Source organism: Tropicimonas marinistellae, from assembly GCF_001509585.1.
Lineage (GTDB): Bacteria > Pseudomonadota > Alphaproteobacteria > Rhodobacterales > Rhodobacteraceae > Tropicimonas > Tropicimonas marinistellae.
In genome coordinates this window covers 270,455-292,603 of sequence record NZ_LNCI01000005.1, presented here as the reverse complement: position 1 = coordinate 292,603, position 22,149 = coordinate 270,455, and the positions used below count along the sequence as shown (strand labels likewise).

24 protein-coding genes are annotated in these 22,149 nt (G+C 63.4%); 18 read left to right on the top strand and 6 right to left on the bottom strand.

From position 1 onward, the window contains the following. Nucleotides 1-6 precede the first annotated feature (6 nt). The 8 genes from nifV to ARC39_RS12485 all read left to right on the top strand — a co-directional run bounded on the left by nifV (nt 7) and on the right by ARC39_RS12485 (nt 6,401). Nucleotides 7-1,206 carry a homocitrate synthase gene (gene nifV, locus ARC39_RS12520; RefSeq protein ID WP_149866408.1) on the top strand — a complete coding sequence of 400 codons (1,200 nt, stop codon included), beginning with the start codon at nt 7-9 and terminating at the stop codon, nt 1,204-1,206. Further along, nucleotides 1,203-1,916: a serine O-acetyltransferase gene (gene cysE, locus ARC39_RS12515; protein WP_068114901.1), complete on the top strand. Its 714-nt coding sequence runs from the start codon at nt 1,203-1,205 to the stop codon at nt 1,914-1,916. The genes nifV and cysE overlap by 4 nt, the downstream gene beginning before the upstream one ends. 35 nt (nt 1,917-1,951) lie before the next feature. Further along, nucleotides 1,952-2,299 (top strand): nitrogenase stabilizing/protective protein NifW, encoded by a 348-nt coding sequence (nifW, locus tag ARC39_RS12510; RefSeq protein WP_078059231.1) that lies wholly within the window; start codon nt 1,952-1,954, stop codon nt 2,297-2,299. Between the two features lie 12 nt (nt 2,300-2,311). Continuing rightward, nucleotides 2,312-3,091 (top strand): molybdate ABC transporter substrate-binding protein, encoded by a 780-nt coding sequence (gene modA / locus ARC39_RS12505; RefSeq protein ID WP_068114900.1) that lies wholly within the window; start codon nt 2,312-2,314, stop codon nt 3,089-3,091. After that, entirely contained in the window at nt 3,088-3,783 is a 696-nt protein-coding gene (gene modB, locus ARC39_RS12500; protein ID WP_068114898.1) for a molybdate ABC transporter permease subunit, read from the top strand. Before modA ends, modB begins: the two co-directional genes overlap by 4 nt. Beyond that, complete coding sequence (locus ARC39_RS12495) at nt 3,780-4,478, top strand: ATP-binding cassette domain-containing protein (protein WP_068114896.1); 699 nt, start codon at nt 3,780-3,782, stop codon at nt 4,476-4,478. The genes modB and ARC39_RS12495 overlap by 4 nt, the downstream gene beginning before the upstream one ends. Before the next feature lie 51 nt (nt 4,479-4,529). Further along, nucleotides 4,530-5,816, top strand: coding sequence for an RNA polymerase factor sigma-54 (rpoN, locus tag ARC39_RS12490; RefSeq protein ID WP_068114894.1), 1,287 nt, complete (start codon nt 4,530-4,532; stop codon nt 5,814-5,816). A 216-nt stretch (nt 5,817-6,032) separates the two neighbouring features. After that, nucleotides 6,033-6,401 carry a 2Fe-2S iron-sulfur cluster-binding protein gene (locus ARC39_RS12485; protein ID WP_068115194.1) on the top strand — a complete coding sequence of 123 codons (369 nt, stop codon included), beginning with the start codon at nt 6,033-6,035 and terminating at the stop codon, nt 6,399-6,401. 81 nt (nt 6,402-6,482) lie between these two features. Here ARC39_RS12485 and ARC39_RS12480 read toward each other — a convergent pair whose 3' ends face one another. The 6 genes from ARC39_RS12480 to ARC39_RS12455 all read right to left on the bottom strand — a co-directional run bounded on the left by ARC39_RS12480 (nt 6,483) and on the right by ARC39_RS12455 (nt 11,224). Further along, nucleotides 6,483-7,505, bottom strand: coding sequence for an FAD-dependent oxidoreductase (locus ARC39_RS12480; protein ID WP_068114892.1), 1,023 nt, complete (start codon nt 7,503-7,505; stop codon nt 6,483-6,485). A 174-nt stretch (nt 7,506-7,679) separates the two neighbouring features. Next, on the bottom strand, nt 7,680-8,789 hold the full coding sequence (locus tag ARC39_RS12475) for an FAD:protein FMN transferase (RefSeq protein WP_068114890.1): 1,110 nt from the start codon (nt 8,787-8,789) through the stop codon (nt 7,680-7,682). After that, entirely contained in the window at nt 8,786-9,313 is a 528-nt protein-coding gene (locus ARC39_RS12470) for a SoxR reducing system RseC family protein (RefSeq protein WP_161470964.1), read from the bottom strand. Before ARC39_RS12470 ends, ARC39_RS12475 begins: the two co-directional genes overlap by 4 nt. Further along, nucleotides 9,292-9,489, bottom strand: a complete 198-nt coding sequence (locus tag ARC39_RS12465; protein WP_068114886.1) for a 4Fe-4S binding protein — start codon at nt 9,487-9,489, stop codon at nt 9,292-9,294. The genes ARC39_RS12470 and ARC39_RS12465 overlap by 22 nt, the downstream gene beginning before the upstream one ends. A gap of 102 nt (nt 9,490-9,591) precedes the next feature. Next, nucleotides 9,592-9,879 (bottom strand): 2Fe-2S iron-sulfur cluster-binding protein, encoded by a 288-nt coding sequence (locus tag ARC39_RS12460; protein WP_068114884.1) that lies wholly within the window; start codon nt 9,877-9,879, stop codon nt 9,592-9,594. 37 nt (nt 9,880-9,916) lie between these two features. After that, a complete protein-coding gene (locus tag ARC39_RS12455) occupies nt 9,917-11,224 on the bottom strand; it encodes an FprA family A-type flavoprotein (protein WP_497006548.1) in 1,308 nt (435 codons plus the stop codon). Between the two features lie 564 nt (nt 11,225-11,788). Between ARC39_RS12455 and rsxA the strand changes: the two genes are divergently transcribed. The 10 genes from rsxA to ARC39_RS12405 all read left to right on the top strand — a co-directional run bounded on the left by rsxA (nt 11,789) and on the right by ARC39_RS12405 (nt 22,145). Continuing rightward, nucleotides 11,789-12,370: an electron transport complex subunit RsxA gene (rsxA, locus tag ARC39_RS12450; protein ID WP_068114883.1), complete on the top strand. Its 582-nt coding sequence runs from the start codon at nt 11,789-11,791 to the stop codon at nt 12,368-12,370. Nucleotides 12,371-12,388: 18 nt separating this feature from the next. Next, nucleotides 12,389-12,943 carry an electron transport complex subunit RsxB gene (rsxB, locus tag ARC39_RS12445; RefSeq protein WP_068114881.1) on the top strand — a complete coding sequence of 185 codons (555 nt, stop codon included), beginning with the start codon at nt 12,389-12,391 and terminating at the stop codon, nt 12,941-12,943. A 12-nt stretch (nt 12,944-12,955) separates the two neighbouring features. Continuing rightward, nucleotides 12,956-14,551, top strand: coding sequence for an electron transport complex subunit RsxC (gene rsxC / locus ARC39_RS12440; protein ID WP_068114879.1), 1,596 nt, complete (start codon nt 12,956-12,958; stop codon nt 14,549-14,551). Then, a complete protein-coding gene (locus ARC39_RS12435) occupies nt 14,548-15,630 on the top strand; it encodes an RnfABCDGE type electron transport complex subunit D (protein WP_068114877.1) in 1,083 nt (360 codons plus the stop codon). Before rsxC ends, ARC39_RS12435 begins: the two co-directional genes overlap by 4 nt. Further along, nucleotides 15,627-16,307 carry an electron transport complex subunit RsxG gene (gene rsxG / locus ARC39_RS12430; protein ID WP_236545248.1) on the top strand — a complete coding sequence of 227 codons (681 nt, stop codon included), beginning with the start codon at nt 15,627-15,629 and terminating at the stop codon, nt 16,305-16,307. The genes ARC39_RS12435 and rsxG overlap by 4 nt, the downstream gene beginning before the upstream one ends. Then, a complete protein-coding gene (locus ARC39_RS12425) occupies nt 16,304-17,038 on the top strand; it encodes an electron transport complex subunit E (protein ID WP_068114876.1) in 735 nt (244 codons plus the stop codon). Before rsxG ends, ARC39_RS12425 begins: the two co-directional genes overlap by 4 nt. Next, nucleotides 17,035-17,292, top strand: a complete 258-nt coding sequence (locus tag ARC39_RS12420; RefSeq protein WP_068114874.1) for an RnfH family protein — start codon at nt 17,035-17,037, stop codon at nt 17,290-17,292. The genes ARC39_RS12425 and ARC39_RS12420 overlap by 4 nt, the downstream gene beginning before the upstream one ends. Nucleotides 17,293-18,356: 1,064 nt before the next feature. After that, a complete protein-coding gene (locus ARC39_RS12415; RefSeq protein WP_068114872.1) occupies nt 18,357-19,784 on the top strand; it encodes a serine/threonine protein kinase in 1,428 nt (475 codons plus the stop codon). Next, a complete protein-coding gene (locus tag ARC39_RS26210; protein ID WP_068114870.1) occupies nt 19,781-21,220 on the top strand; it encodes an FHA domain-containing protein in 1,440 nt (479 codons plus the stop codon). The genes ARC39_RS12415 and ARC39_RS26210 overlap by 4 nt, the downstream gene beginning before the upstream one ends. After that, nucleotides 21,204-22,145, top strand: a complete 942-nt coding sequence (locus ARC39_RS12405; protein ID WP_068114868.1) for a PP2C family protein-serine/threonine phosphatase — start codon at nt 21,204-21,206, stop codon at nt 22,143-22,145. Before ARC39_RS26210 ends, ARC39_RS12405 begins: the two co-directional genes overlap by 17 nt. The last annotated feature ends 4 nt before the right edge of the window (nt 22,146-22,149 follow it).

Below are 22,149 nucleotides of genomic sequence, written 5' to 3'. Positions count from 1 at the left end.
GCGCCCATGAGCCCCGCCGGTTTCAGCTTCCCCTTCGCCCCTCCCGTCGAGGCGGTAACGATCTGTGACACCACGCTGAGGGACGGGGAGCAAACGGCGGGGGTCGCATTTTCCCTACAGGAGAAATGCGCCATCGCCCGCGCGCTGGATGCGGTTGGCGTGGCCGAGATCGAGGTCGGCGTGGCGGCGATGGGCCACGATGAAATTGCCGATATCCGAGCAATCCGCGCCGAGCTGCGCCGGGCGGACCCGGTGGTCTGGACCCGCTTGCGACTGGGTGACATCGACCTGGCCGCCGAAACGGGGGTAAGACGCCTGCACGTTGCTATTCCGACCTCCGACCGTCAGGTGGAGGGCAAGCTCAGAACCACCCGCGCGCACCTTCTGGAGGACACCGGGCGCATTCTGGAGGCCGCCGTTGCGCGCGGTTTCACAGTGTCGGTGGGGGCCGAAGACGCCAGCCGCACCGATCCCGCCTTCCTCGGAGCACTCGGCCATGTCGCGCAAAGGGCCGGTGCGGTCCGCTTTCGGGTGGCCGACACGTTGGGCATTCTCAACCCGTTTGCCGCGCACAGCCTGGTGGCGGAGCTGACACGGCAGGTCCCGCTGCCGCTGGAATTTCACGCACATAACGATTTCGGCATGGCCACCGCCAATACGCTGGTGGCCGCCGCGGCTGGCGCCACGCATCTGTCCGTCACCGTGAACGGGCTTGGTGAGCGCGCGGGCAATGCCGCGTTGGAAGAAGTCTCGGCAGCGATGGAAGCCTCTGGCGTGGCAACCGGGATCGTACTCAGGGATCTGCCATCACTGTCTGCTCTTGTGGCCGGAGCCTCGGCCCGTCCGCTACCCGCCTCCAAGCCGATTGTGGGAGAATACGCCTTCACACACGAGGCCGGTATCCACGTCGATGGCCTGTTGAAGGACCGACGCACCTATGAGGCGGAGGTGATCGCCCCGGACCGTTTTGGCCGCACCCATCGGCTGGTGGTCGGCAAGCATTCCGGGCTTGCGGGGCTCTGCAAGGCGCTTCACGATGCCGGTCTGCCGCATGAGGTTGGCACCGCGAGCGCGTTGATCCCGCTGCTGCGGATCTGGGCGAACGAGTTCAAGCGGCCGGCCGGGCCGGACGACTTGGCCATGCTCGTCGGCATGCTTCGGCCTACTGTCGTCAAGGGTGATCCTGCGCAGGGCAACGCGGCGTGAGCGAGGGGTTCCGCTCCCTCGTCGCGCGCGATTTCGCCGCGATCCGGGCTCGTGACCCGGCTGCCCGCGGCGCGGTGGAAATCGCTCTCTGCTACCCGGGCTTGCACGCGACCTTTGCCTACCGCGTCGCGAATGTGCTGTGGCGGCACGGATTGCGGTTTCCAGCGCGTTTCCTGTCCTATCTGACGCGGGCGGCTACGGGCATCGACATTCACCCCGGCGCCACCATTGGCCCCGGATTCTTCATCGACCACGGCGCTGGCGTAGTGATCGGCGAGACAGCCGAGGTTGGTGCCGACGTCACCCTTTACCACGGGGTGACGTTGGGCGGCGTTTCATGGTCGCCCGGCAAACGGCATCCGAGCCTTGGGGACGGCGCCATGGTCGGGGCGGGGGCCAAGATCCTCGGCCCGGTTACCATCGGTGCGCGCGTCCGGGTCGGCGCCAATTCGGTGGTTGTCTCCGATGTTCCCGACGAGGCAACCGTCATCGGCATTCCCGCGCGGATCGTGCGAACAGAGGCCAAGCCGTCGCGCGACCCGTTCCGCGTCAATCTCGACCACCACCTGATGCCTGACCCCGTGGGACGCGCATTGGCAAGGCTCGCCGACCGGGTGGCCTTCCTGGAAGCACGTCTGAACGCCCGCCAAGGTCCGGTCCCGCCCGTGGGCGACCCCAAGAAGACCCGTCCGGCAAATTGCCGGCACTGAAATCATCAACCGCAACCGACCAACAGGAGAAAGCCATGACGACCAGCTACGAAGAAAACGGCGTGATCTCGCACATCGCCAGCCTTTCCTCTGCCGAAGACATCTTCACCTACCTGCTGCTGCCCTTCGAGCAGGAGGTCCTGAATGTCTCGCGGCTGCATATCATGAAACGCATGGGGCAATACCTGCGCAGCACCAATTTCAACGGCTATGACGAGGAGGAAATCTTCCTCGCGACCCGGCAGCACCTGAAACGCGCCTACATGGATTTTGTCGAGTCGACGCCGTTACAGGAAAAGGTCTTCAAGGTCTTCACCGACAAAGCCGCGGAACAGGCCGCGCGTTTCGTCAGTATCGATCAGATTGGTCTGGCGGCTGACTGAGCGGGGGCCAAGGTGTTTCAGGATCTTTTCGGAAAGGTGCGTGCTGGCGCGGTGCTTGTCGCTGCGTTCGCACTCTCTGCCGGCGGCGCGGTCGCGGCCGACCCGCTGATCTTCGCCGCCGCGTCGACCCGTGCTGCCCTCGATACCGCGCTCGCGGAATGTGGGCAGTCGGCGGTGGTCTCCTACGGAGCGTCCGGAAGCATCGCCCGGCAGATTTCCGAAGGGGCGCCGGCGGACTTGTTCCTGAGCGCCAACCCGAAATGGATGCACTATATGGTCGATGCCGGCCTCGTCGCTCCGGGGGATGTCACCGTCCTGATCTCCAACCGTTTGTCACTCATCGCTCCAACGGGCGAGGGGCCGGTCGATCTTGACGGGGAGAGCCTGGACGCACGTTTGTCCAGCGCGTTCTTCGCCGTCGCAGACCCGAGTATTGCGCCGGTCGGCCAGTACGGGCGAGACGCCCTGGTGAGCCTCGGCTTGTGGCGCGTCATCGAACCCGTGTTGCTGCCAACACGGAATACGATCTCGACTGTCGCCGCCGTCTCGCGAGGCGAAGCCGCGCTCGGCCTGGTCTATCGGAGTGACGCGTCGGGGATTGCGGGGGTGGAGATTGCGGCCGAAATCCCTGCCGATACGCACGCTCCCATACACTACCTGATCGCGCCCGTCGGGCAGGGCGGTGAACCCGACGCTGCAGAAAGGGTGCTTGCCTGCCTGACCGGGGAGAATGGCCAACGGATATTCGAATCCTTCGGCTTCGAGGCAATTGATGGCGAGGCGGCGGAATGACCTGGGTTCTGTCCGAAATGGAGTGGCAAGCGCTCGCGCTCAGTCTTCGCGCCTCTGTTCTGGCGGTATTGTTCAGCCTGCCACTTGCCCTGGCTCTGGGGTGGTTGCTGGCGCGGCGCCGGTTTCCTGGCCATGCATTGCTCAACGCGTTTCTGCATCTGCCGCTCGTCCTCCCACCGGTCGTCATCGGCTACCTGCTTTTATTGCTTTTCGGCCGAAAGGGAGTGATCGGCGGGCCGCTGATGGAACAATTCGGGATCCGTGTGGCCTTCAGCACGACCGGCGTGATTGTTGCCTGTGCGGTGGTCTCATTTCCGCTGCTGCTACGGTCGATCCGGCAAGCGGCCGAAGCCGCCGACAAACGGCTGGAAAAGGCGGCGCGCAGCCTCGGCGCCGGCGAGGCGCGCATTTTCGCAACCGTCACCCTGCCGATGCTGGCGCCAGGTATCCTGACGGGCATGACACTGGCCTTCGCCCGCGCCGTGGGCGAGTTCGGAGCGACAATCACGCTCGCGGCCAATATCCCCGGCCACACCCAAACGCTACCGCTTGCGTTGTTCACTGTGACGCAGGTTCCGGGAGAAGATGCCGCCGCGGCGCGTTTATGCCTTCTGTCTATCCTGCTGGCTGGTGCCGCGCTTTTTGCCTCCGAGGCCGTCGCCCGGCGTATGACCTGGGAGCCACAGGCATGATCGACATCGCGATTACCAAGCGCCAGGGCGAGTTTCTGCTCGATATCGAAGCAGAATTGCCCGCAGCCGGCATCATCGGACTTATCGGCCCGTCGGGTTCCGGGAAAAGCTCGCTAGTCTCGCTTCTCGCCGGGCACGAGCCCCCCGATAGGGGCCACATCCGGATCGGCGGGCGAACTTTGTTTGATTCCGACGATGCCACCAACGTGCCACCGGCGCGGCGCGGCATCGGGCTCGTGTTTCAAGACGGGTTGCTCTTTCCGCACATGACCGTGCGGCGCAACTTGCTCTTCGGTGCGCCAAAGGGGTCGGATGGCTTGCTTCAGGAGGTTGTCGATACCCTACAGCTCCGCCACTTGCTTGGCCGGAGACCCGCTCGGCTGTCAGGTGGCGAACGCCAGCGCGTCGCCATCGGTCGCGCGCTCATGGCGCAACCGCAGTTGCTCCTGCTGGATGAACCCGTTTCAGCGCTCGATCCAGTGCTTCGCGAGGAGGTTCTCTTGCTGCTCGAAAGCCTACATGCGCGCACCGGGACACCGATGATCTACATCAGCCATGCCCCGGAAGAGATACGACGATTGGCAAACATCGTGGTGACGCTCAAGAATGGGGCGATTGCCGACATTTCACCCCATCCCAGCCCCTATCTGCGTGGGCACATCGCCGCGCCGGCCGATATGCTCAAGGCAGGATAGCGGCGCCGCAGGGAGACGAGGTACAGGGTCGACGGACCGGGAAGGCAGCCCATGCAGCTGGCACAGACGCTAGAGACGAGAACGACGCTGGCAATGACACAGCGGATGCAGGCAAGCTTGCGCATCCTGCAAATGAACAACGCCGATCTCAGCGACTTTCTGGCAGAAAAATACGTCGAAAACCCCTATGTGGATCTCCGCCTGCCAAGCGGCGGCGGTCTCGGGGCCAGTGCGGAGGATTGGGACAGGATCGCCGCGCTCAGCGCAGATCGCCCCAGCCTGTTCGCCCATATTGCTGATCAGATCGACCTCGCCTTCGATGCGTCACGCCTGCGGGCGATTGCCTATGATCTTCTGGAGATGCTGGAGCCGAGCGGCTGGATGACGTCGGATCTGCAAGGCGTCGCGCTGAGCAACCGCGTGCCGGTCGAGGTGGTGCAATCCGTGCTCCGATCGATGCAGGCGTTTGAGCCGACCGGTCTTTTCGCCCGTTCGCTTTCAGAATGCCTGCGCCTCCAGGCGGAGGAGGAGGATCTCCTGACGTGGGAGTTGGAGGCACTGATCGAGAATTTGCCGCTTCTGGCCGAGGGACGGACGGCGGAGCTGGCGGAAATCTGCGATTGCGAACCCGATGACATCCCGGACATCGCCGCCACGCTGCGGAGGTTCGACCCCAAGCCCGGGCTGAGTTTCAGCGATGATCGGCCTCCGGTCTTTCCTCCGGACCTGACTGTACGCCGCGTGAACGGCAAATGGCAGGTGGAACTGAACCGCTCGACGTTGCCGGCAATCAGTGTTGACGCCGCCACGCGGGCGCAAGTTGTCGATGCTGAGACACGGCGGTACAGGGCGCAGGCGCTGTCCGAGGCGCGCTGGCTTGCCGGTGCGCTGCTGCGCCGGCAGACGACGTTACTGCAAACCGCGACGGCCATTGTCGCGCGTCAGCATGCGTTCCTTGAAAAGGGGGCCGGAGCGCTGCAGCCGCTCTCGCTCAGCGACATCGGGGAAGCGCTGGAACTCCACCCCAGCACGATCAGCCGGGCCATTGCGGGCCGGCTGATTGACACGCCAAACGGTGCTCTGCCGCTCAAGGCATTCTTCAGTCGCACTTTTTCTGCCGGTGAGAACGGCGAATCCCAGTCACAGGACGCGGTTCTCGATCTCGTGCGGCGGATAATCGGCGACGAGAATCCAGACCGGCCGTTGAGCGACACCGAGATTGCGGAGATCGCGGCGCGCGAAGGTGTGAAGATCGCCCGGCGAACGGTCGCAAAGTTCCGCGGCGTCCTGGGCATCGCGTCTTCCTATCAACGTCGGAAGGAAGCTGCCGCGGCCTGATTGCCGTCCCTGTTCATCGTCTGCATCGGCACAAAGCGTGTCGCAGTTGCGACATCGCAGCCGGTCGAGCCGCATATCGGGGCGCAAAAGGCATGGCATGGGGTTTGCTTGGAGTACCCGGCGGGCGCGTGCGCGGGCACCCGCCAGCCGAAACTCCGGGGGGCGGCAAATCTGAGGCAGATCTCCCCACAGACACATCCGAAAGGATCTATCCAGATGGCAAACATCACCTTCACCTCTCCCATCATGCATCGGGACAAGACAGTCTACGCGGTCGCCGGCGACACCAAGACCATTCTTGCACTCGCTGACGAGCACAAGATTCCGATCCCTTTTGAGTGCCGGGACGGGAATTGCGGCTCCTGCCTGATCGAGGTCAGCTACGTCGAAGACAAGCCGAAGATGGGCATGGCTTTGACGGAGAAAGAGAAGGCGCGGCTGAAAGAACTGCAAGTGCTGAGCGCCGAAGAGATCGAGGATGCCGAAGTCCGCGATATGCCGCCGCGCTTTCGTTTGGCGTGCCAATACATCGCCCGCCACGAGGATGTTCGTGTCAGCTTCACTGGCACGCCCGGAGGCTCCTGACGCTGACGTGAAAACCGGTCAAGCGACGTGATGCAGCAACACGAAAGGCGGCTATGCCTTTCGTGTTTTTCGTCGGTGCACTCACGCGGCAAGTATGGCCCGCGCGGCGGTCTGCCCCTGTGCGACGGCGTCGGCGAGCGTACGGCGGGCAGATTTCCGCGCGTCGCCCAGAACGATTGCGGCCGGGTTCAGTACCGAACGGCCATCGGGTTCACAGGGGCACCATCCGCTGGAGTCGACCAGTCCGGCGTTTCGTGCCACATCGGCGGCTCGTTGCGGAACGACGAAGTTGACCGCATCGGCCCGCAGCGCGCCGGCATCGGTCTCGATCAGACCGCGGGGGGCATCAATGGCGCGTACGCTCCCGCCGGCACCCGGTCCAAACCAATCCATCCGGTCTTCGGGCTGCCGGTGCGCCGAAACGATCCGGGCCGTGGCCGAGTTCTTTGCGGCGTCCAGAACGGTCAGTCGTGCAGAGGGTTTGTGCCGCGCAAGATACCGTGCCAGGACCAGCGCACGCGCGGCGGCGACCTCCGGTGCGCCGGCGGCATCGGCGGGCAGGCGGAGCACCACATGGCCGCGTGGGGGCAGGGCGGCGAGTTGCGCGGTCAATCGCCGGGCTTCGCGGGCGCTCCCCCATGCGGCCGGCCAAAGATGCGGGGTGCGGCGGTCGTAACCGGCAATCGCCTCCGGGCGTGGCGCGCTTCCGGTTGCAAGAACAAGACGCTCGAAGTCAAGCCGGCGGCCGGACAGCAAGGCGACCTGTCCTGCGGACCAATCCACGGTCGCGACTTCGTCGAGCAGCAACTCGACACCGGCAGTCTGGAGGTCCAGATGGCGCACGGACGGAGCCGGGCGATGAAACGGGGAGGATTGCGTCTCGCCGCGCGCCATAAGCCGTCTGGGATCGCGTTCGACCATCGTAACAGGGGTCCCGGGCGCCGCGGCCCGCAACGCCAGAGCCGCTGCGGCTCCCGCCGGACCGCTACCGATGATCACACAGGGCGTGGACGCAAGCGCGCGTGTCGCGAACGTCGCGCCAGCGAGCGGTGCCATCGCACCGAGTGAGTATTGCAGGAAGCGGCGGCGGCTGGGCGTGTGCATGGAAACCTCGTGTTTGGACGTCTGTCTCGGTCGCGGGTGTCGGATCGCTGGGTTTTTCCCAGCAATTAGTGTGCCGCCACGGTCGGTTGGCCGCTCCCTCGGTTCCGCCAATTGACCGCGCATACCGACACGCAGGGCGGTCGGAAAAGCGACGACGCAATGCCGCGCAGTTAATCAGTTCCACGCGGGCGCGCCCGAAAGCGCCACGGTTGTGGTTGGAAGGGCCGCGCGCCCGTCGCTCTGGGCGGGGGACGTGGCTTCCAGCCGCTCCGCCATGGCCGGCGTTGCCAGAAGGCGTCCGTCGGCGTCGATCAACAGGGCCATTTTCACACCCATCGCGCGCGCCACATCCATCCATGCGTCCCGGCCGGCGACGCTGAGCGCGGTGGCCGCGGCATCGGCGCGCGCCCCATCGGTGTCGAGCACGGTGGCCGAGACGATCTCCTGCACCGGCCATCCGGTGCGCGGGTCCAGAATATGAGAGTAGCGCGCACCATCCTGCTCCAGAAACCGCTCGTAATTGCCAGAAGTGTAGACGACTTCGCCGGGGTGAACGTTCAGCGCAGCCACCGCGCCCCAACCGTAGGGGTCGCGGATCGCCACGCGCCATTCCCGCGCCCCGCGGGTACCCAGGACGTTGAGGTCGCCACCCGCGTTGAGCACCGCGTCGTGGATGCCCGCCCGCGCAAGCGCATCAGCCGCCAGATCCAGCGCTGCCCCCTTGGCGTAACCTCCAAGATCCAGTTGCACCGCCGGATTGAGCGAGCGGACGAGATTTCCGTCGAAACGGAGGTCCGCTATGCGCGGCGTCGCCTGCACCAGCCGGTCGATGGCGGCCGGATCGGGCAGTGGGCCCGTTGGGAGGGTGTCGTCATGAAAGCCCCAGAGGGCGATCAACCTGCCAATCGCGGGTTCGAAAAGCCCGCCGCTGGCGGTCGACAGGGCTTGGCCGCGCCGTAGCAGCGCGGCCAGCTCCGGGGAGACAACCTGCGATTCACCGCGCGCAATTGCTGCGTTGAGCCGACCGAGCTCCCCCGGCCGCCAGGCGTGCCAATCCTGGTGATACCGCCGGAACGCGCGATCCAGAGCGGCAGTTGCCGCTTTGGCCCGGTCTGGTGTCTCGCCGTAGATTACGACTTCGACCAGCGTCCCGAAAACAAAGAGCGTTTCACTGTGAACCACGGGGCCGCGGCGCGGGAGGAACACGCTGGCAAGACCTATGGAAAGGCATAGCAACACGGCTGCCGGGGCAAGCCACGGCCCGCGGATCGGGGCCGGCGTCATCCCTGGCCGTCCGGAGCGTCGACGGCCTTTTCGATCCAGAGCGCGGAATTGCTCCGTTCTCGCCGGTCGGCCAGATGGAGGGGAAGCAAGGAAAGCGCGAGCGCAGGCAGGCAAAGTGCTGCCGTTGCGGCGTCCGGCAAGTTGAACACGACAGCTATTGCAGCCGCTCCGGCCAATGCGCATGACGGCAGCAGGTAGGCCCGTGCGGCCGCACCAAGAAAGGCACGGCCATGCATTGCGACGACCACCTCGTCGCCGACGGCGACGGGCACGGAGCGCGGCAAGCGAATCCGGTTGTCTGCGTCAAGCGCATCGGCCAAAGCCGCCGCACCGCACCCCGTGCGCGCCGCGCAACCGGAACAGCCGGTCGTCCGCACCCCCGCGAGCAAGATCTCGCGGTCGGTGACGTCTGCCACGCGAAGTCGCTGCCGCAGCACGCCGTCCTGCGGGGAGAGGGTCCCACAAGTGGCGCCGGTTTCGGCTTCGGGGTGCGGCACCTGGCTCATTCGGCGGGAATGATGCATCCGTCTTCCAGACAGACACTCAGGCATTGGGGGATGTCGTGGTCCGGTTCGCATTCCGTGCAGATATCCGCCTTTATGAAGAAAACGCCCTTCTGCGGGATGATTGCGCTGGTCGGGCAGACCGGTTCGCAATCGCCGCAAGAGGTGCAGAGATCGCCGACAATTTGCATAGCCATGGGAATTTCCTTTCGCTGGGGACGGCCGGAGCCGTGTCTGGCTGGTGGGAGGCGCGCGGCGGGCAAATCGCCCGAGGCGCGGGGGAGAATTGAACTGCCGCTCTAGGCTGGTCGGACCCTGATCTCGCCGGACAGCACCTGACACTGGCAGGCCAGGCGGTCGTTTCGTCCGGCGAGGTTTTCCTTCAGGACGCGCTGTTCCAGAACCGAGGGTTCGGAGAGGTTCTCCGCGCCGTCCTCGATCCGCGTCAGGCAGGTGCCGCATTCGCCCTCGCGACAACCATACGTGATGCCGGCGCCCACCTTTTCCGAAATCTCGATGATGCGGGTGCCCGAGGGCACATTTACTGTCAGCGAGACGTCGGCGAAGGTCAGTTTTGCGTGGGCCATGTCTGGCTCCTTTCGGTGGCGGACTGGGTGAGGAAATTCATGTGAGATCCGCGAAGTCGATTTCCCGTGGCTCGGCCGTGCCGGTCAGCTGTGCTGCGAGCCGACGACCGAAGTCTCGGCAACACTCCAGCTCCTCTTCCGTTGGGTGCAGCTTGATCTTGAGGCCCTTCTCGGGAACGCGCATCTTCAGCCCCTGCATCCGGGCTTCGACCATCGCCACCGCCTCGCCGGTCCATCCGTAGGAGCCGAAGGCCGCGCCGAGCTTGCCTTTCGTGTCAATGTCCACCAGGCCTGCCAGCAGATCCCAGACAGTCTTGACCGCATCTCCATTGATCGTTGGCGTGCCAAAGGCCAGCCCATCGGCCTCTTCGATCAGGTCAACGAAGGGGGTGACTTCGCCAACCTGAAGGTCGAAAAGCGACACCCGAACGCCCGCGTTCTCTGCCGCACCGGCATAAACCGCATAGGCCATTTGAGCAGTTGCCCCGTAAGCGCTGACGTAGAAGATCAGGAGCGATTTCTGTTCTCCGACTTCGCTCGCCAGCCGTTTCTTAACGAGGCGCCGGTAGTGGGTGATGTATTCGCGCGGATGAGAGCGCAGAATTGGCCCGTGGCTGGGCGCAATCATCGCGATGTCGAGCGGTTCGATCAGGTCCAGCGCTTCGATCACGTAGCGCTTGAATGGCCGCATGATGTGTTCGAAGTAATATTCGAACGAGAAGCGAAAATCGCCGACCTGGTCGTTGAAGAGCCGCTCGTCGCAGAAATGGCAGCCGAAGAGATCGCAGGTGAATAGAAGGTCCTGCTCTTCGAGATAGGTGCATTGGGTGTCAGGCCAGTGCACGTAGGGCGTGGTCAGGAACCGCAGGGTCCGGTCGCCCAGTGAAATCGTGTCCCCAGTGCGGACAACCCTGACCGAATACTCGTCGAAACGGTCCTTCAGCAAAGCGCGCAGGACTTGCACGCCACGCGGCGAGACGCAGATTTCGACATGGGGCGCGCGTTCCAGCAACTCCGGAACCGCGCCGGTATGGTCCGGCTCAAGGTGATTGAGCACGAGCGTCGTGATCTCGTCGTAGCCAGCGGCGGCCTCGAGCCGGGCTAGAAACGCTTCCGTGAACTCCTGTTTGACCGTATCGATCACTGCCACACCGTTGCTGCCGCGCACGGCATAGGCATTGTAGCTGGTTCCATTGGCCGTGCGCAGGATGATGTCGAAGTTACGAAGCTGCGGGTCGAGCGCGCCGATCCACTGTACGCGGTCGGTAACGGATACCGGCAGGGGAGAAGCTGTCGATCTCGGGTTGCCGAGCGCCTGTCGGTCGGAGGTAGTGAGCGGCGGCAATGGCAGCGTCCTGTCCTGCGTCGGGTTTCTGGTCCGTCTGTTCGGTGCGGTTTCGTACCCACCGTTACTTTGAGTGACCAAGCAAGGAGCGTGCCAAGCGCGGGCATCAATCGGGCTCACGCCAGGCGCGCGTCAACGCTCCAATGAACGAAATTCATGCAGGTCGGGCAGCAACGCGGGGCTGGCGCCCTCCACGGGCATGACGGCATTCCGACAATTGTCGGAAATGCGACCCTGAGGGCGTGCGGCGCGGCCGACCCTTCTTGGCAAAGCGGAAATGGCGCACGCCATTCGACCACGCACCGGGAGGCCGGCGCGCTTCAGCATATGCGCGGGCGCGGTGGCATGGGTGAGCAAGCTTCGCGGTATCAGGGTCATGTGAGCTGCGACAGCGCTCGCCAGAGGGCGCTGGCCTGAAAAGGCTGAGGCGCGACTATCCGCAGGCCGGGGGGCTGGAGCGGATGGCACGGCGATTGCTTGGACTGACCGTCCCCATTGCCCTGTAGCCGCGTCTCAAATGCTCGGGGCATGAACGCCATGACGAAATCGGAGCGTAGAAACGGAATGGAACACTACCTCGTCATCCTCCTGGGCACAGCTCTGGTGAACAACGTGGTGTTGGTCAAATTCCTGGGTCTTTGCCCCTTCATGGGCGTTTCACGCAAGGTGGATGCCGCCGTTGGCATGGGGCTCGCCACGACCTTCGTCCTGACACTGGCCGCCGCAACGAGCTGGGCCGTCGAGGTGCTGATCCTGATGCCGCTGGGCTTGGAGTTCCTGCGGATACTCAGCTTCATTCTCGTGATCGCCACCATCGTGCAGTTTACCGAGAGCCTGATCCGCAAGGTTTCGCCCGGGCTCTATCGTGCTCTCGGGATATATTTGCCGTTGATCACCACGAATTGCGCGGTTCTGGGCGTCGCGTTGCTGAACATCCAGGAACAGCACTCCTTCGCCGAGAGCCTGCTCTACGGGTTCGGCTCGGCCCTGGGCTTTACCCTCGTGATGGTCCTGTTCGCGGGGATGCGCGAGCGCATGGCCCGGCTCGCCGTTCCGGGACCGTTTCAGGGGCCGCCTATCGCCTTCGTCACTGCCGGGCTTCTGTCCATGGCCTTCATGGGCTTCGCCGGCCTCGTCGCAAACTAACCCCTTGGGAGAGCTTTCGTGATCTTCGCAATCGCCACGATGACCGTTCTCGGGCTCGGTTTCGGCACGATCCTCGGGTTTGCCGCGCGCCGCTTTCACGTGGAAACCCCTCCGGTCGTCGATGAAATCGAAACCGTCCTGCCCGGCACGAATTGCGGCCAATGCGGGTTCGCGGGATGCCACGGTGCAGCCGAGGCGGTGGCGGACGGATCGGCGCCGGTCACGATGTGTCCTCCGGGCGGGCGCGAGGTGGCCGTGCAATTGGCGGAGATCGTCGGCGCGGACGCCGCGGCCGATCTGTCGGGCATGGAGGAGGCGCACGAGGAACCGATCGTGGCTTTCATCTTCGAAGACCATTGCACCGGCTGCACAAAATGCTTCAAGCGATGTCCGACAGACGCGATTATCGGCGCGGCGAAGCAGATCCATACCGTCATCAACGACGCTTGCATCGGGTGTGACGCCTGCGTGGAGGTCTGCCCGACGGAGGCGATCATCCTCCGTAGCAAACCCCGGACATTGCGCAACTGGCACTGGCCAAAACCGGATGCAAGCGTCGGTTCGGCTGCCTGAGGAACCCCGTCAATGCAATTGTTCTCCCTCGCTTCCCTGAAACGCTACGGTGGCAACTTCGGCATCCGTGGCGGCGTCCACCCGGAAACCCGCAAGTATCTGGCCGCCGAATGCGCCATCGAGACCATGCCGCTCCCGTCGCTTGTCCGCGTACCGCTGCAGCAGCATATCGGCGCGGAGGCGGTACCGCTCGTCAAACGCGATGATCAGGTGCTGAAGGGGCAGCTCATCGGAAAGGCGCGGGGAGCGGTTTCGGCACATGTTCATGCGCCGACATCGGGCCGGGTGATCGCCGTGGGACAATTCGCGGCCCCGCACCCCTCCGGTCTGCCGGTGGCAACGATCACGATCCGTCCGGACGGCGAAGATCGCTGGGGACCACACATGCCGCGGATGCGCCCCGAGGACGCCGATCCCGCCGAAATCGCCCAGCGGGTGATGGAGGCCGGCATTGTCGGCATGGGCGGGGCGACATTCCCCGCGGCGGTCAAGCTCACTCTGCGGGAGCGCTATCCGCTGCACACGCTGATCATCAACGGGGCCGAATGCGAACCCTATCTCACCTGTGACGACCGGCTATTGCGCGAACGGAGTGAAGAGGTCGTGGATGGTATCCGCATCATGGCGCGCGCCCTTGGCATCACCAAGGTGATCGTCGCCATCGAGGGGAATAAGCCGCAGGCGATCGAGGCCATCCGGCGGCATATCTTTGCTGTCGGTCCGGAAGCGCGCGTGGTCCGAGTGCCGACGCTGTATCCGATGGGCTCCGAAAAGCACCTGGTGCAGACCGTGACGGGGCTTGAGACTCCGGCGCGCGCCCTGACTGCGGAACTCGGGGTCGTTGTGCACAACGCGGCGACGGCACATGCTGTCCACAAGGCGGTACGATACGGCGAGCCGCTGATCTCCCGCGTACTCACCGTCTCCGGTTTCGGCGTGAAGCGCCCGGCCAATGTGGAAGTTCTGATTGGCACGCCGGTCTCGGAGATCCTCGATCACTGCGGCGGCCTGACCGGAACGCCGGACCGCCTGATCCTCGGCGGGCCGATGATGGGCCTGCCGATCCAGAGCCTGCGTGTGCCGGTGATCAAGGGCACCAACGGCATCCTTGCGCTGGAGGCCGCCGAAACCCGGCGACATGAGGCCATGCCATGTATCCGCTGCGGCGGCTGTATCAAGGTTTGTCCCTGCGGCCTGATGCCCATGGAGATGCACGCACGCATCCATGCCGGTGATCTCGATGGCGCGGTGGAGACAGGCTTGCTCGACTGCGTCTCCTGCGGCTCCTGTTCCTTCAATTGTCCGTCGAACATCCAGCTTGTGCAGGGGTTCAACTACGCCAAGGGGCGTCTGGCGGCGAAGCAGAGCCAAAAGCACCAGCAGGAGGAGGCCAAACGCCTGGCAGAGGCACGTACCGCGCGCATGGAAGCGATCGCGGACGCCAAGCGGAAAGCCATGGCCAGGCGCAAGGCCGAACAGGCAGCAAAGAAGAAGCGACAGGCAGAAGAAAAAGCGCGGCAGGCCGAGGCAGCGGCAACGGAGAAAACCTCCAATGCCGGCACGGATGCTCAGACCGCGGGGCCGCCCCCGCAGGAGGCTGCCGAATGACCGGCGGTGCAATTGTCAGCGGGCCCCATGCCCATTCCAAGTTTTCCGTCGCTCAGACTATGGTTTCGGTCATGGTGTGCCTGTCGCCGGCAACGGCGCTCGGCTTCTACCAGTTCGGCTGGCCGGCGATCCTGCTTTTTGCCGTAACCGTGGCAAGCGCGCTCATCGCCGAGGCAATTTGCCTTCTTCTGGCTCGGCGTCCGGTGTCGATCTACCTTTTCGACGGTTCCGCGATCCTCACCGGCTGGCTGCTGGCGATGACCCTGCCTCCCTGGGCGCCGTGGTGGGTCGGAACGGTTGGGGCTTTCATTGCCATCGGGCTTGGAAAGCATGTCTATGGCGGGTTGGGTCAGAACATGTTCAACCCGGCGATGGTCGCCCGTGCGATGCTGCTCGTGGCTTTGCCGGTCCAGATGACGACCTGGGTTCTGCCCCCGCCATTCGGAGAGCCGGGCGCGCCGGAGTTTTGGGAGGCGCTGACGATCACCTTCGGCGGCAGCGGCGACATCGACGCGGTGAGCGGGGCGACGACGCTCGGTTTCGTGGCGGCCGGACTGGACGGTGGGCGCCACCTGACCGACATTATGGCGGAGACCTTCCCGCTGCGCAGCCTCGCATTCGGCCATGTGCCGGGCAGCCTCGGCGAGACGAGCGCGCTCTTGTTGTTCCTCGGCGGCTGCCTTTTGATCGCCATGCGCGTGATCCGCTGGCAAACGCCCTTTGCGCTGCTGCTGTCCGCAGGTGGCTTGTCGGCTGCCCTGCACCTGCTCGATCCCATGAGTTACCCCTCGCCGCTCTGGCACCTCGCCTCCGGCGGGTTGATGCTCTGTGCCTTCTTTATCGCGACCGATTACGTGACATCGCCGGTTTCGGGACTGGGGCAGTTGATATACGGCGCCGGGACGGGCCTTCTGATCGTGATCATCCGCACTTGGGGCGCCTTCCCCGAGGGCGCAGCCTTTGCGGTGCTGTTGATGAACGCCTGCACACCGGTCATTGATACATACACGCGGCCACGCATATTCGGGCGGGACCGCAAGGGGCGGCCTCTGGAACTTCCCAAAGGGGCGCGGCAATGACCGATCACTCGCCCACGCTGAATACCGACACAAACCCCCGAACGGATGGTATGGCTTCGGTTCTGCGCGAGTCTCCGGCGGCACACGGCGTCCTGCTCGCGCTCTTCTGCCTCGCCACGGCGTTGATACTCTCGCTTGTCGACATTGTCACACGCGGACCGATCGCCGACCGTGGGAGAGAGGATCTCTATGCATCGCTCGCGCAGGTTGTTCCGGACGAGATCCATGACAATGCGATGACCGACGGCGCTATGACCGTCACGGATGCGGAGGCCGGGGCCGTGACAGTCTACGTCGCGCGCCGTGCCGGCACGCCGACGGGCGTGGCATTCGAGATGACTGGGCAAGGATACGGTGGCGCGATCCGTGTTTTGCTCGGGATCGACCCGAACGGGGAGTTACTGGGCGTGCGCGTTCTGGCCCATGCCGAAACGCCGGGACTCGGCGACAAGATCGAGGAGGCGAAGTCGGACTGGATTCACGGCTTTGCAGGCCTCTCGCTCTCGAACCCCGGTCCGGAGGGGTGGAAGGTGAAGCGCGACGGCGGCCAGTTCGACCAATTCTCCGGCGCGACCATTACGCCGCGCGCCGTGGTGGACGCAATTCATCGCGGGCTCGAATTTTACGCGCGCAATCGGGACACACTCCTATCGGCCGAGGAGACAGGTAGCCAATGACACAGGATTATGTATCGATCGCGCGAAACGGGATATGGGACAACAATGTCGTCTTCGGCCAGCTCCTTGCGCTTTGCCCGCTTCTGGCTGTCACCGGAACGGCGACCAACGGTCTCGGCATGGGATTGGCGTCGCTTGTGGTCTTGGTTCTGTCGGGTGTCGTGGTGTCGCTGCTACGGCAGGCGATCACACCGGAAATTCGCATTCCAGCGTTCGTCCTGATCATTGCCTGTATCGTGACCGTGGTCGACATGTCGATGAACGCCTGGTTGCACGACCTGCACAAGCAACTTGGTCTCTTCATCCCGCTCATCGTCACCAATTGCGCCATTCTCGGCCGCGCGGAGGCGTTCGCGTCGAGGCAGAAGGTCCTGCCGGCAGCATTTGACGGCCTGATGATGGGCGTCGGGTTCACTGCGGCATTGGTGGTGCTGGGAGCAACGCGGGAAGTACTCGGCTCCGGCACATTATTCGCGAACGCGCCACTGCTTCTGGGCGAACACTTCGGCTTCCTGGAAGTCTCCGTGATCCCCGAATACTCGGGGTTCCTCTTGCTGGTCCTGCCGCCGGGGGGATTCATCATGCTGGGCATCCTGCTGGCGTTGAAGGCAATGATCGACGCCCGTCAGGGCAACAAACCACGCGGCGCGGAAAGTGAACCAACGCACAGCAGGATTTTCACAGCCGCAGGCGTTCTGCAGCCGAGCACCGAAGGAGATGGGGCAGCATGAACGTGGGTGTGGCATTCGCCAAGCAATCCTCCCAGATGTGGATCCGGATCGACGTGCCGGACGGATCCACGGTGCGCGACGTGATCGAGCGTTCCGGATTCTTGCAGCAATTCCCGGAAATCGACCTCGAAAAAAACAAGGTCGGCATCTTCGGAACGGTCGCAAAGCTCACCGCACCGGTGAAGGAAGGGGACCGGGTCGAAATATACCGGCCGATCTACCCTGAGGCGGAACTGCTGGATCGGAAACGCTAGTTGCGACGTCTCCGCTGCAGCTGAACTCGGACGAACTGCATGGTGACATGGAGACCGGGGGCTGGGTCGGGCAACGACAGCCAGCGGCTCGTTCGTATTCGGTCTCGGCTTATGAAACGCTGACGCTTGAGCAACGGCGTACCTAAACTGATTTCATAAGATCGCACTTCAATTATAAGCAATTTAACAATTTTACGACGTTCACCCATTCTAGATCCGGCGGAGTAAGGCCGGGAGGCACTCAGATGCACGCTCGAAGTGTTGCTATGGCAGTAGCTAAAGCAATAGTGAAGTTATGATGCTCAACATATTGATAATTATCGCACAAGCATGTTTTTTAGATCCGAAGTCACTGCCGGATGACTTGGTATTTCCGGTTGAGGAGTCCGCACCGCAATGCTGCCGCAGTGCGCTCTTTGTGTGAAGTCTCTCTCAACCAGACGAGGTTTGCGCCCGTAGGGTAGTTCAGGCAGAGCGGTACCACTGTGCGATGCGATCGCTCCCGCGGGTGCAGCTTGAAGCGACGAACGGTCGGACACTCTCACCGCGCGCAACAGGGCTCGGTCCAACACCTGTAAGCCTGTTCGCGCATCCAAAAACCGATGCGACGCGCCGTATGGCGACTATTCGCGGGCCGTTGCGGCATTCGCCAGTGTTTAAGGCGGCCGATCCAACCAAACTTGTCGAGGTTTCCGGAGTGCCGACCGGATTGTCGGGTAAAAGCCAGGATGTTCCAAATCAGGGCTAACTTCCTGAACAATCGAAGTTTGTGTGCTGATATTGTTCGACATTTCCAGACGATCAGAGGGCATTTCGGCACGTGCGGCGGTCGATTCTGCGATGATCTCCAACTGTGATCGGTCCGGTTGCCGGGTTCCTGCCACATTGCAAAATGCGCGCGAAACACTGCCATCCATGTGTGCGACCCGGCAAAACCGGCCCAGTGGCCACATGATGGCACGGCTTTGTCCTTTTTCCCGCCACATTCTGCCGACACGTTCCGAAATGATGGCGAAGGCACGTCTGCGTGGCAGGCGCCCTAGACTCGCCGAAAGGGAATTCGCATGAGCGCAGCCACAGAGCGCAGAGAGCCGGACACGGACAAAAAACAGGGCGACGAACTGCCCGTCGGCTCCACGCTGCTGCGCGGCCAGTACCGTATCGAGCGGTATCTGAACTCCGGCGGATTCGGAATCACCTACCTTGCGCGCAACAGCCTGGACCGGCTTGTCGTGCTCAAAGAGTGCTTTCCGAGCTTCATTTGCTACCGGTCGGGGAAAAACGTTCGGGTACGTTCCGACGCAAACGCCAAGGATTACCAAGCGTTGCTTGACCTTTTTCGCAAGGAAGCGCGGGCGCTGGCGATGTTGGAGCATCCCAATATCGTTCGGGTGCACGAGGTCTTTGCGGACAACAAGACAGCCTATATGGCGCTCGACTTCGTCGAAGGCAAAGACCTGCAATCGCTGATCGAGGACGACCGGGAGCACTTCGGTCCGTCACGCGTCCGCGAGCTCATGGTGACGGTTCTGAGCGCAATCTCTCACATCCATGCGCGCGGTATCCTTCATCGCGACATCTCTCCGGACAACATCCTGATCGAGAAAAACGGAAACCCCGTTCTGATCGATTTCGGTGCTGCGCGCGCTCAGGCGGCGCGCGATGCCTCGGCGCTCCAGGCGGTCAAGGACGGATACTCGCCGCACGAGTTTTATCAGAGCCGGGGAATACACTCGCCTGAGAGCGACATCTATTCGCTCGCAGCCACCTTCCACTTCGCGATAACGGGAGAGGCCCCGCCGCCGAGTCCGGATCGCCTCGCCGCTGTCGCCGAGGGATTGCCTGACCCCTACGAAAAACTCGAAGCCCGTATTGAGCGCTTCGACCGTCCGCTGCTGGCGTCGCTGGACAAGGCGCTTTCAGTATTGGGGCGCGACCGGATGCAGAGCGCGAACGAGTGGTTGCTCGAAATCGATGACCATTCGCAGACGTCGCAGGCGCTTGAGGTCGCCCGCAAGGACGCCCGGATCGACCAGCTTGTAAGCGAGCTGACCCGCCAGACAAACACCGAACTCGCGCGCATCCTCGAAGAGGATCGGCAGCGCGAGGAAATGGAAGCGGCGCGGCGCGCAGAGGAGGCGGAGCTTCTTCGCAACTCAGAGACGGTGAAAGAGGAGAGCGTCGACGGCGCGTATCCGTTTCCGGACTCGTTACCAGACGTCCAGAATCCGACGCCGGACTCTCAGGAAATTGAAACCTTTGGCCGGGCCCCGGTTGAGACAGTGGTTCCGCCGCAGGCTCCGGAATACGTGGATTACATCGCGATGATCGCAAAGCGATCGGAAGAACGGCGCGCGGAGCAAGAACGGCTTGCGCGCGAGGCCCAGGAACCTGTGCCGGTCACCAAATCGCTCGTGGAAAAAGCGCTCTGGACGATCGGCCCTTTGTTCGCAGAGGACCCAACCCAACTTGCCGGAAGGGCTGAACAATGAGATTCATCTCGGAACTAATTGAAAAGAAACGCTCCGATGCGACGCCCGCTGCGGCGCAAGCGGTGGCCCTGCCGGCCGCGCACGGCGTCGCACGCCACGGGATGGCCCGCCCTGACCTGTTGGAGATCAGGGAAACCGCAATGGCGTCAGTGCGCGACAGCCACCACGAGGGCGTTCGCTTCCGGGATCCAATGGCAGACGAGTCACTCGATGACGCGCCAGCAGAATGCGCCCCGCGAGATGATGCGGGGGATACTCGCCCTGAACCACTGCTGCTGCGCCCCGAGGACGCCGCGGAGCCAATTGAAAATGGGGCATGGGACGTACCAGAGGTAGCGCCGGCATCGGTATGCGGGATGGCAGACGAGGCCCAGAACTTCGAGTTCCGCGCTGCGGACGAAGCACCCGAGGAAACCGAAGACGCCATTGACTTCGCCGAGGACAGAGACCCCGCGGAAGAGGGTATTTCCATCCGCGAGCTTGAGCAAGACGATGCGGAAGAGGTTGTTGCAGACGTTCCGGCCACTCCATCGGTTAATCTCGACAAGGCTTTCGAAAGCCCGTTGCAGGCTTTCCCCGCTGACGAAGCGGAATCAAAGGATGCGGACGAAGCGCTGGAGACTCAGGTATCTGGAGATTCTTCAAACGAAGATTATGAACACGAACTCAATGATGTGCGGGACGTTACGGAGGTAGAACTCGAGGAATCGGAGGTCCCCTCCGAAGTGGCCCAGCCAGGTGCGGCTTCCGACGAGACGATGGAACACATCGCGCAAACGCTGCGCATTTGGGACCTCGACCGTGAAGAAGACGTCCGGGATTCCGCGGAGGACGAACCGCCGGTACCATCGACGCCTTCGAACGTCTCCTCCTTGCGTCAGCAGTCCGAACCGGTACCTGGCGTGGCTGCCGAACCAACCGCCGAGCCCGCTCAGGAGCGGCCTCGTCAACAGCGTGCAGGCCGGGTGAAGACACGGCTCCTCGGCTTCCATCGGCCGGACGAGGTCGAGAACAACCCCTTCGCGCGGCCGAGCCCCGCCGCGCCTGCCGAAAGCGCCCGTTTCCCAGTGGGTTGGCTTGTCGTCGTCAAGGGGCCGGGGCGAGGCGCGTCATACGCCCTGTTCGACGGGGTCTCGACAATTGGACGGGCCGATGACCAGGCCGTGACGCTGGACCACGGCGACACAAGCATTTCGCGCGAGAACCACGCGGCGATCGCATACGACGACGAGCAGCAGACGTTCTTCATTGGCCACGGGGGCAAAGCTAACCTGGTTCGGTTGAACGGAATGCCGGTACTCAGCACTGAGCCCCTCACCAGTGGAGACCAGATTCGTATCGGTGAAACCACACTGCGGTTCGTCGCGCTGTGCGGGTCCGATTTTTCCTGGGACGAAGGTAAGGAAACCGGTGCCCGGGATGCAGCAACACTCTGAACCCTTCTTCGAGGCGGCCTCGGCCGTCAGCGTCGGTAAACGCACCTATCAGGAGGACGCTGTCCTGTTCGATTGCCCGCTGGGCAGCGACACCGGGCTGGTCGTTCTCTCGGATGGGATGGGCGGGCATGCCGCGGGTGACGTGGCCAGCAAGATCGTTCTGACGGAAGTCTTCAGCGAGTTGAAACTTCAGTCCGGCGCATCCGAGGCGCAGGAGACTGGATACCACGGGGTGCTGACCCGGGCAGCGCGCGGGGCGAACGACTGTATCCGCGCGTATATCGAGGATCGTCCCGAGTCTCTTGGCATGGGGGCGACACTCGTCGCCGGAGTGCTCCAGGGCGATGCGCTTCATTGGATTTCCATCGGAGATTCTCCGCTCTATCTCTTTCGCGGCGGCGTTCTGCAGCGTCTGAACGAGGAGCATTCCTTCGGACATACGATGGATTCGATGGTCGCATCTGGCCTGATGGAGAGCGAGGATGCCGCGCAGCATCCTGACCGGAACTGCTTGACCTCCGTCGTGGGTGGCGGCGGTATCGCCGAAATCGACTGCCCCGAAGAGCCTTTCAGGCTGCTGAACGGCGATCTGCTGGTTTTTGCCAGCGATGGGATCGAGTACCTGAGCAACGAACGGATACGAACGGTGCTGGCGGACTGGTCGACGATGTCGAGCGGCCAGATCGCGGCGCAACTGCTGCGAGAGATCGAGAAGCTGGATGATCCCGATCAGGACAATGTGTCGATTGTCGTGGTGAAGATCCAGTTGGTCGAGACCCCGGCAATTCGGGGAAATCGACCGCATGTGGCACCGCGGCCCGTGGTGCCGGCGCGTCCGACGTCCATCTTCGCACTCAAGACCGTGGACACTGGAAAGGCGCGTGCCCATAAGGGGCGGCGACAGTTGAAGTGCGACACACCCTGAGGCA

Coding starts and splice junctions, on each gene's coding strand:
- ARC39_RS12480 (WP_068114892.1), bottom strand. CDS start 7,505: ATGCACACGCCCAGCCGCCGCCGCTTCCTGCAATACTCACTCGGTGCG.
- ARC39_RS12465 (WP_068114886.1), bottom strand. CDS start 9,489: ATGGCTATGCAAATTGTCGGCGATCTCTGCACCTCTTGCGGCGATTGC.
- ARC39_RS12485 (WP_068115194.1), top strand. CDS start 6,033: ATGGCAAACATCACCTTCACCTCTCCCATCATGCATCGGGACAAGACA.
- ARC39_RS12460 (WP_068114884.1), bottom strand. CDS start 9,879: ATGGCCCACGCAAAACTGACCTTCGCCGACGTCTCGCTGACAGTAAAT.
- ARC39_RS12405 (WP_068114868.1), top strand. CDS start 21,204: ATGCAGCAACACTCTGAACCCTTCTTCGAGGCGGCCTCGGCCGTCAGC.
- ARC39_RS12425 (WP_068114876.1), top strand. CDS start 16,304: ATGACACAGGATTATGTATCGATCGCGCGAAACGGGATATGGGACAAC.
- ARC39_RS12415 (WP_068114872.1), top strand. CDS start 18,357: ATGAGCGCAGCCACAGAGCGCAGAGAGCCGGACACGGACAAAAAACAG.
- rsxC (WP_068114879.1), top strand. CDS start 12,956: ATGCAATTGTTCTCCCTCGCTTCCCTGAAACGCTACGGTGGCAACTTC.
- nifV (WP_149866408.1), top strand. CDS start 7: ATGAGCCCCGCCGGTTTCAGCTTCCCCTTCGCCCCTCCCGTCGAGGCG.
- rpoN (WP_068114894.1), top strand. CDS start 4,530: ATGCAGCTGGCACAGACGCTAGAGACGAGAACGACGCTGGCAATGACA.
- ARC39_RS12495 (WP_068114896.1), top strand. CDS start 3,780: ATGATCGACATCGCGATTACCAAGCGCCAGGGCGAGTTTCTGCTCGAT.
- modB (WP_068114898.1), top strand. CDS start 3,088: ATGACCTGGGTTCTGTCCGAAATGGAGTGGCAAGCGCTCGCGCTCAGT.
- rsxG (WP_236545248.1), top strand. CDS start 15,627: ATGACCGATCACTCGCCCACGCTGAATACCGACACAAACCCCCGAACG.
- ARC39_RS26210 (WP_068114870.1), top strand. CDS start 19,781: ATGAGATTCATCTCGGAACTAATTGAAAAGAAACGCTCCGATGCGACG.
- rsxA (WP_068114883.1), top strand. CDS start 11,789: ATGGAACACTACCTCGTCATCCTCCTGGGCACAGCTCTGGTGAACAAC.
- ARC39_RS12470 (WP_161470964.1), bottom strand. CDS start 9,313: ATGCATCATTCCCGCCGAATGAGCCAGGTGCCGCACCCCGAAGCCGAA.
- nifW (WP_078059231.1), top strand. CDS start 1,952: ATGACGACCAGCTACGAAGAAAACGGCGTGATCTCGCACATCGCCAGC.
- ARC39_RS12420 (WP_068114874.1), top strand. CDS start 17,035: ATGAACGTGGGTGTGGCATTCGCCAAGCAATCCTCCCAGATGTGGATC.
- ARC39_RS12475 (WP_068114890.1), bottom strand. CDS start 8,789: ATGACGCCGGCCCCGATCCGCGGGCCGTGGCTTGCCCCGGCAGCCGTG.
- ARC39_RS12435 (WP_068114877.1), top strand. CDS start 14,548: ATGACCGGCGGTGCAATTGTCAGCGGGCCCCATGCCCATTCCAAGTTT.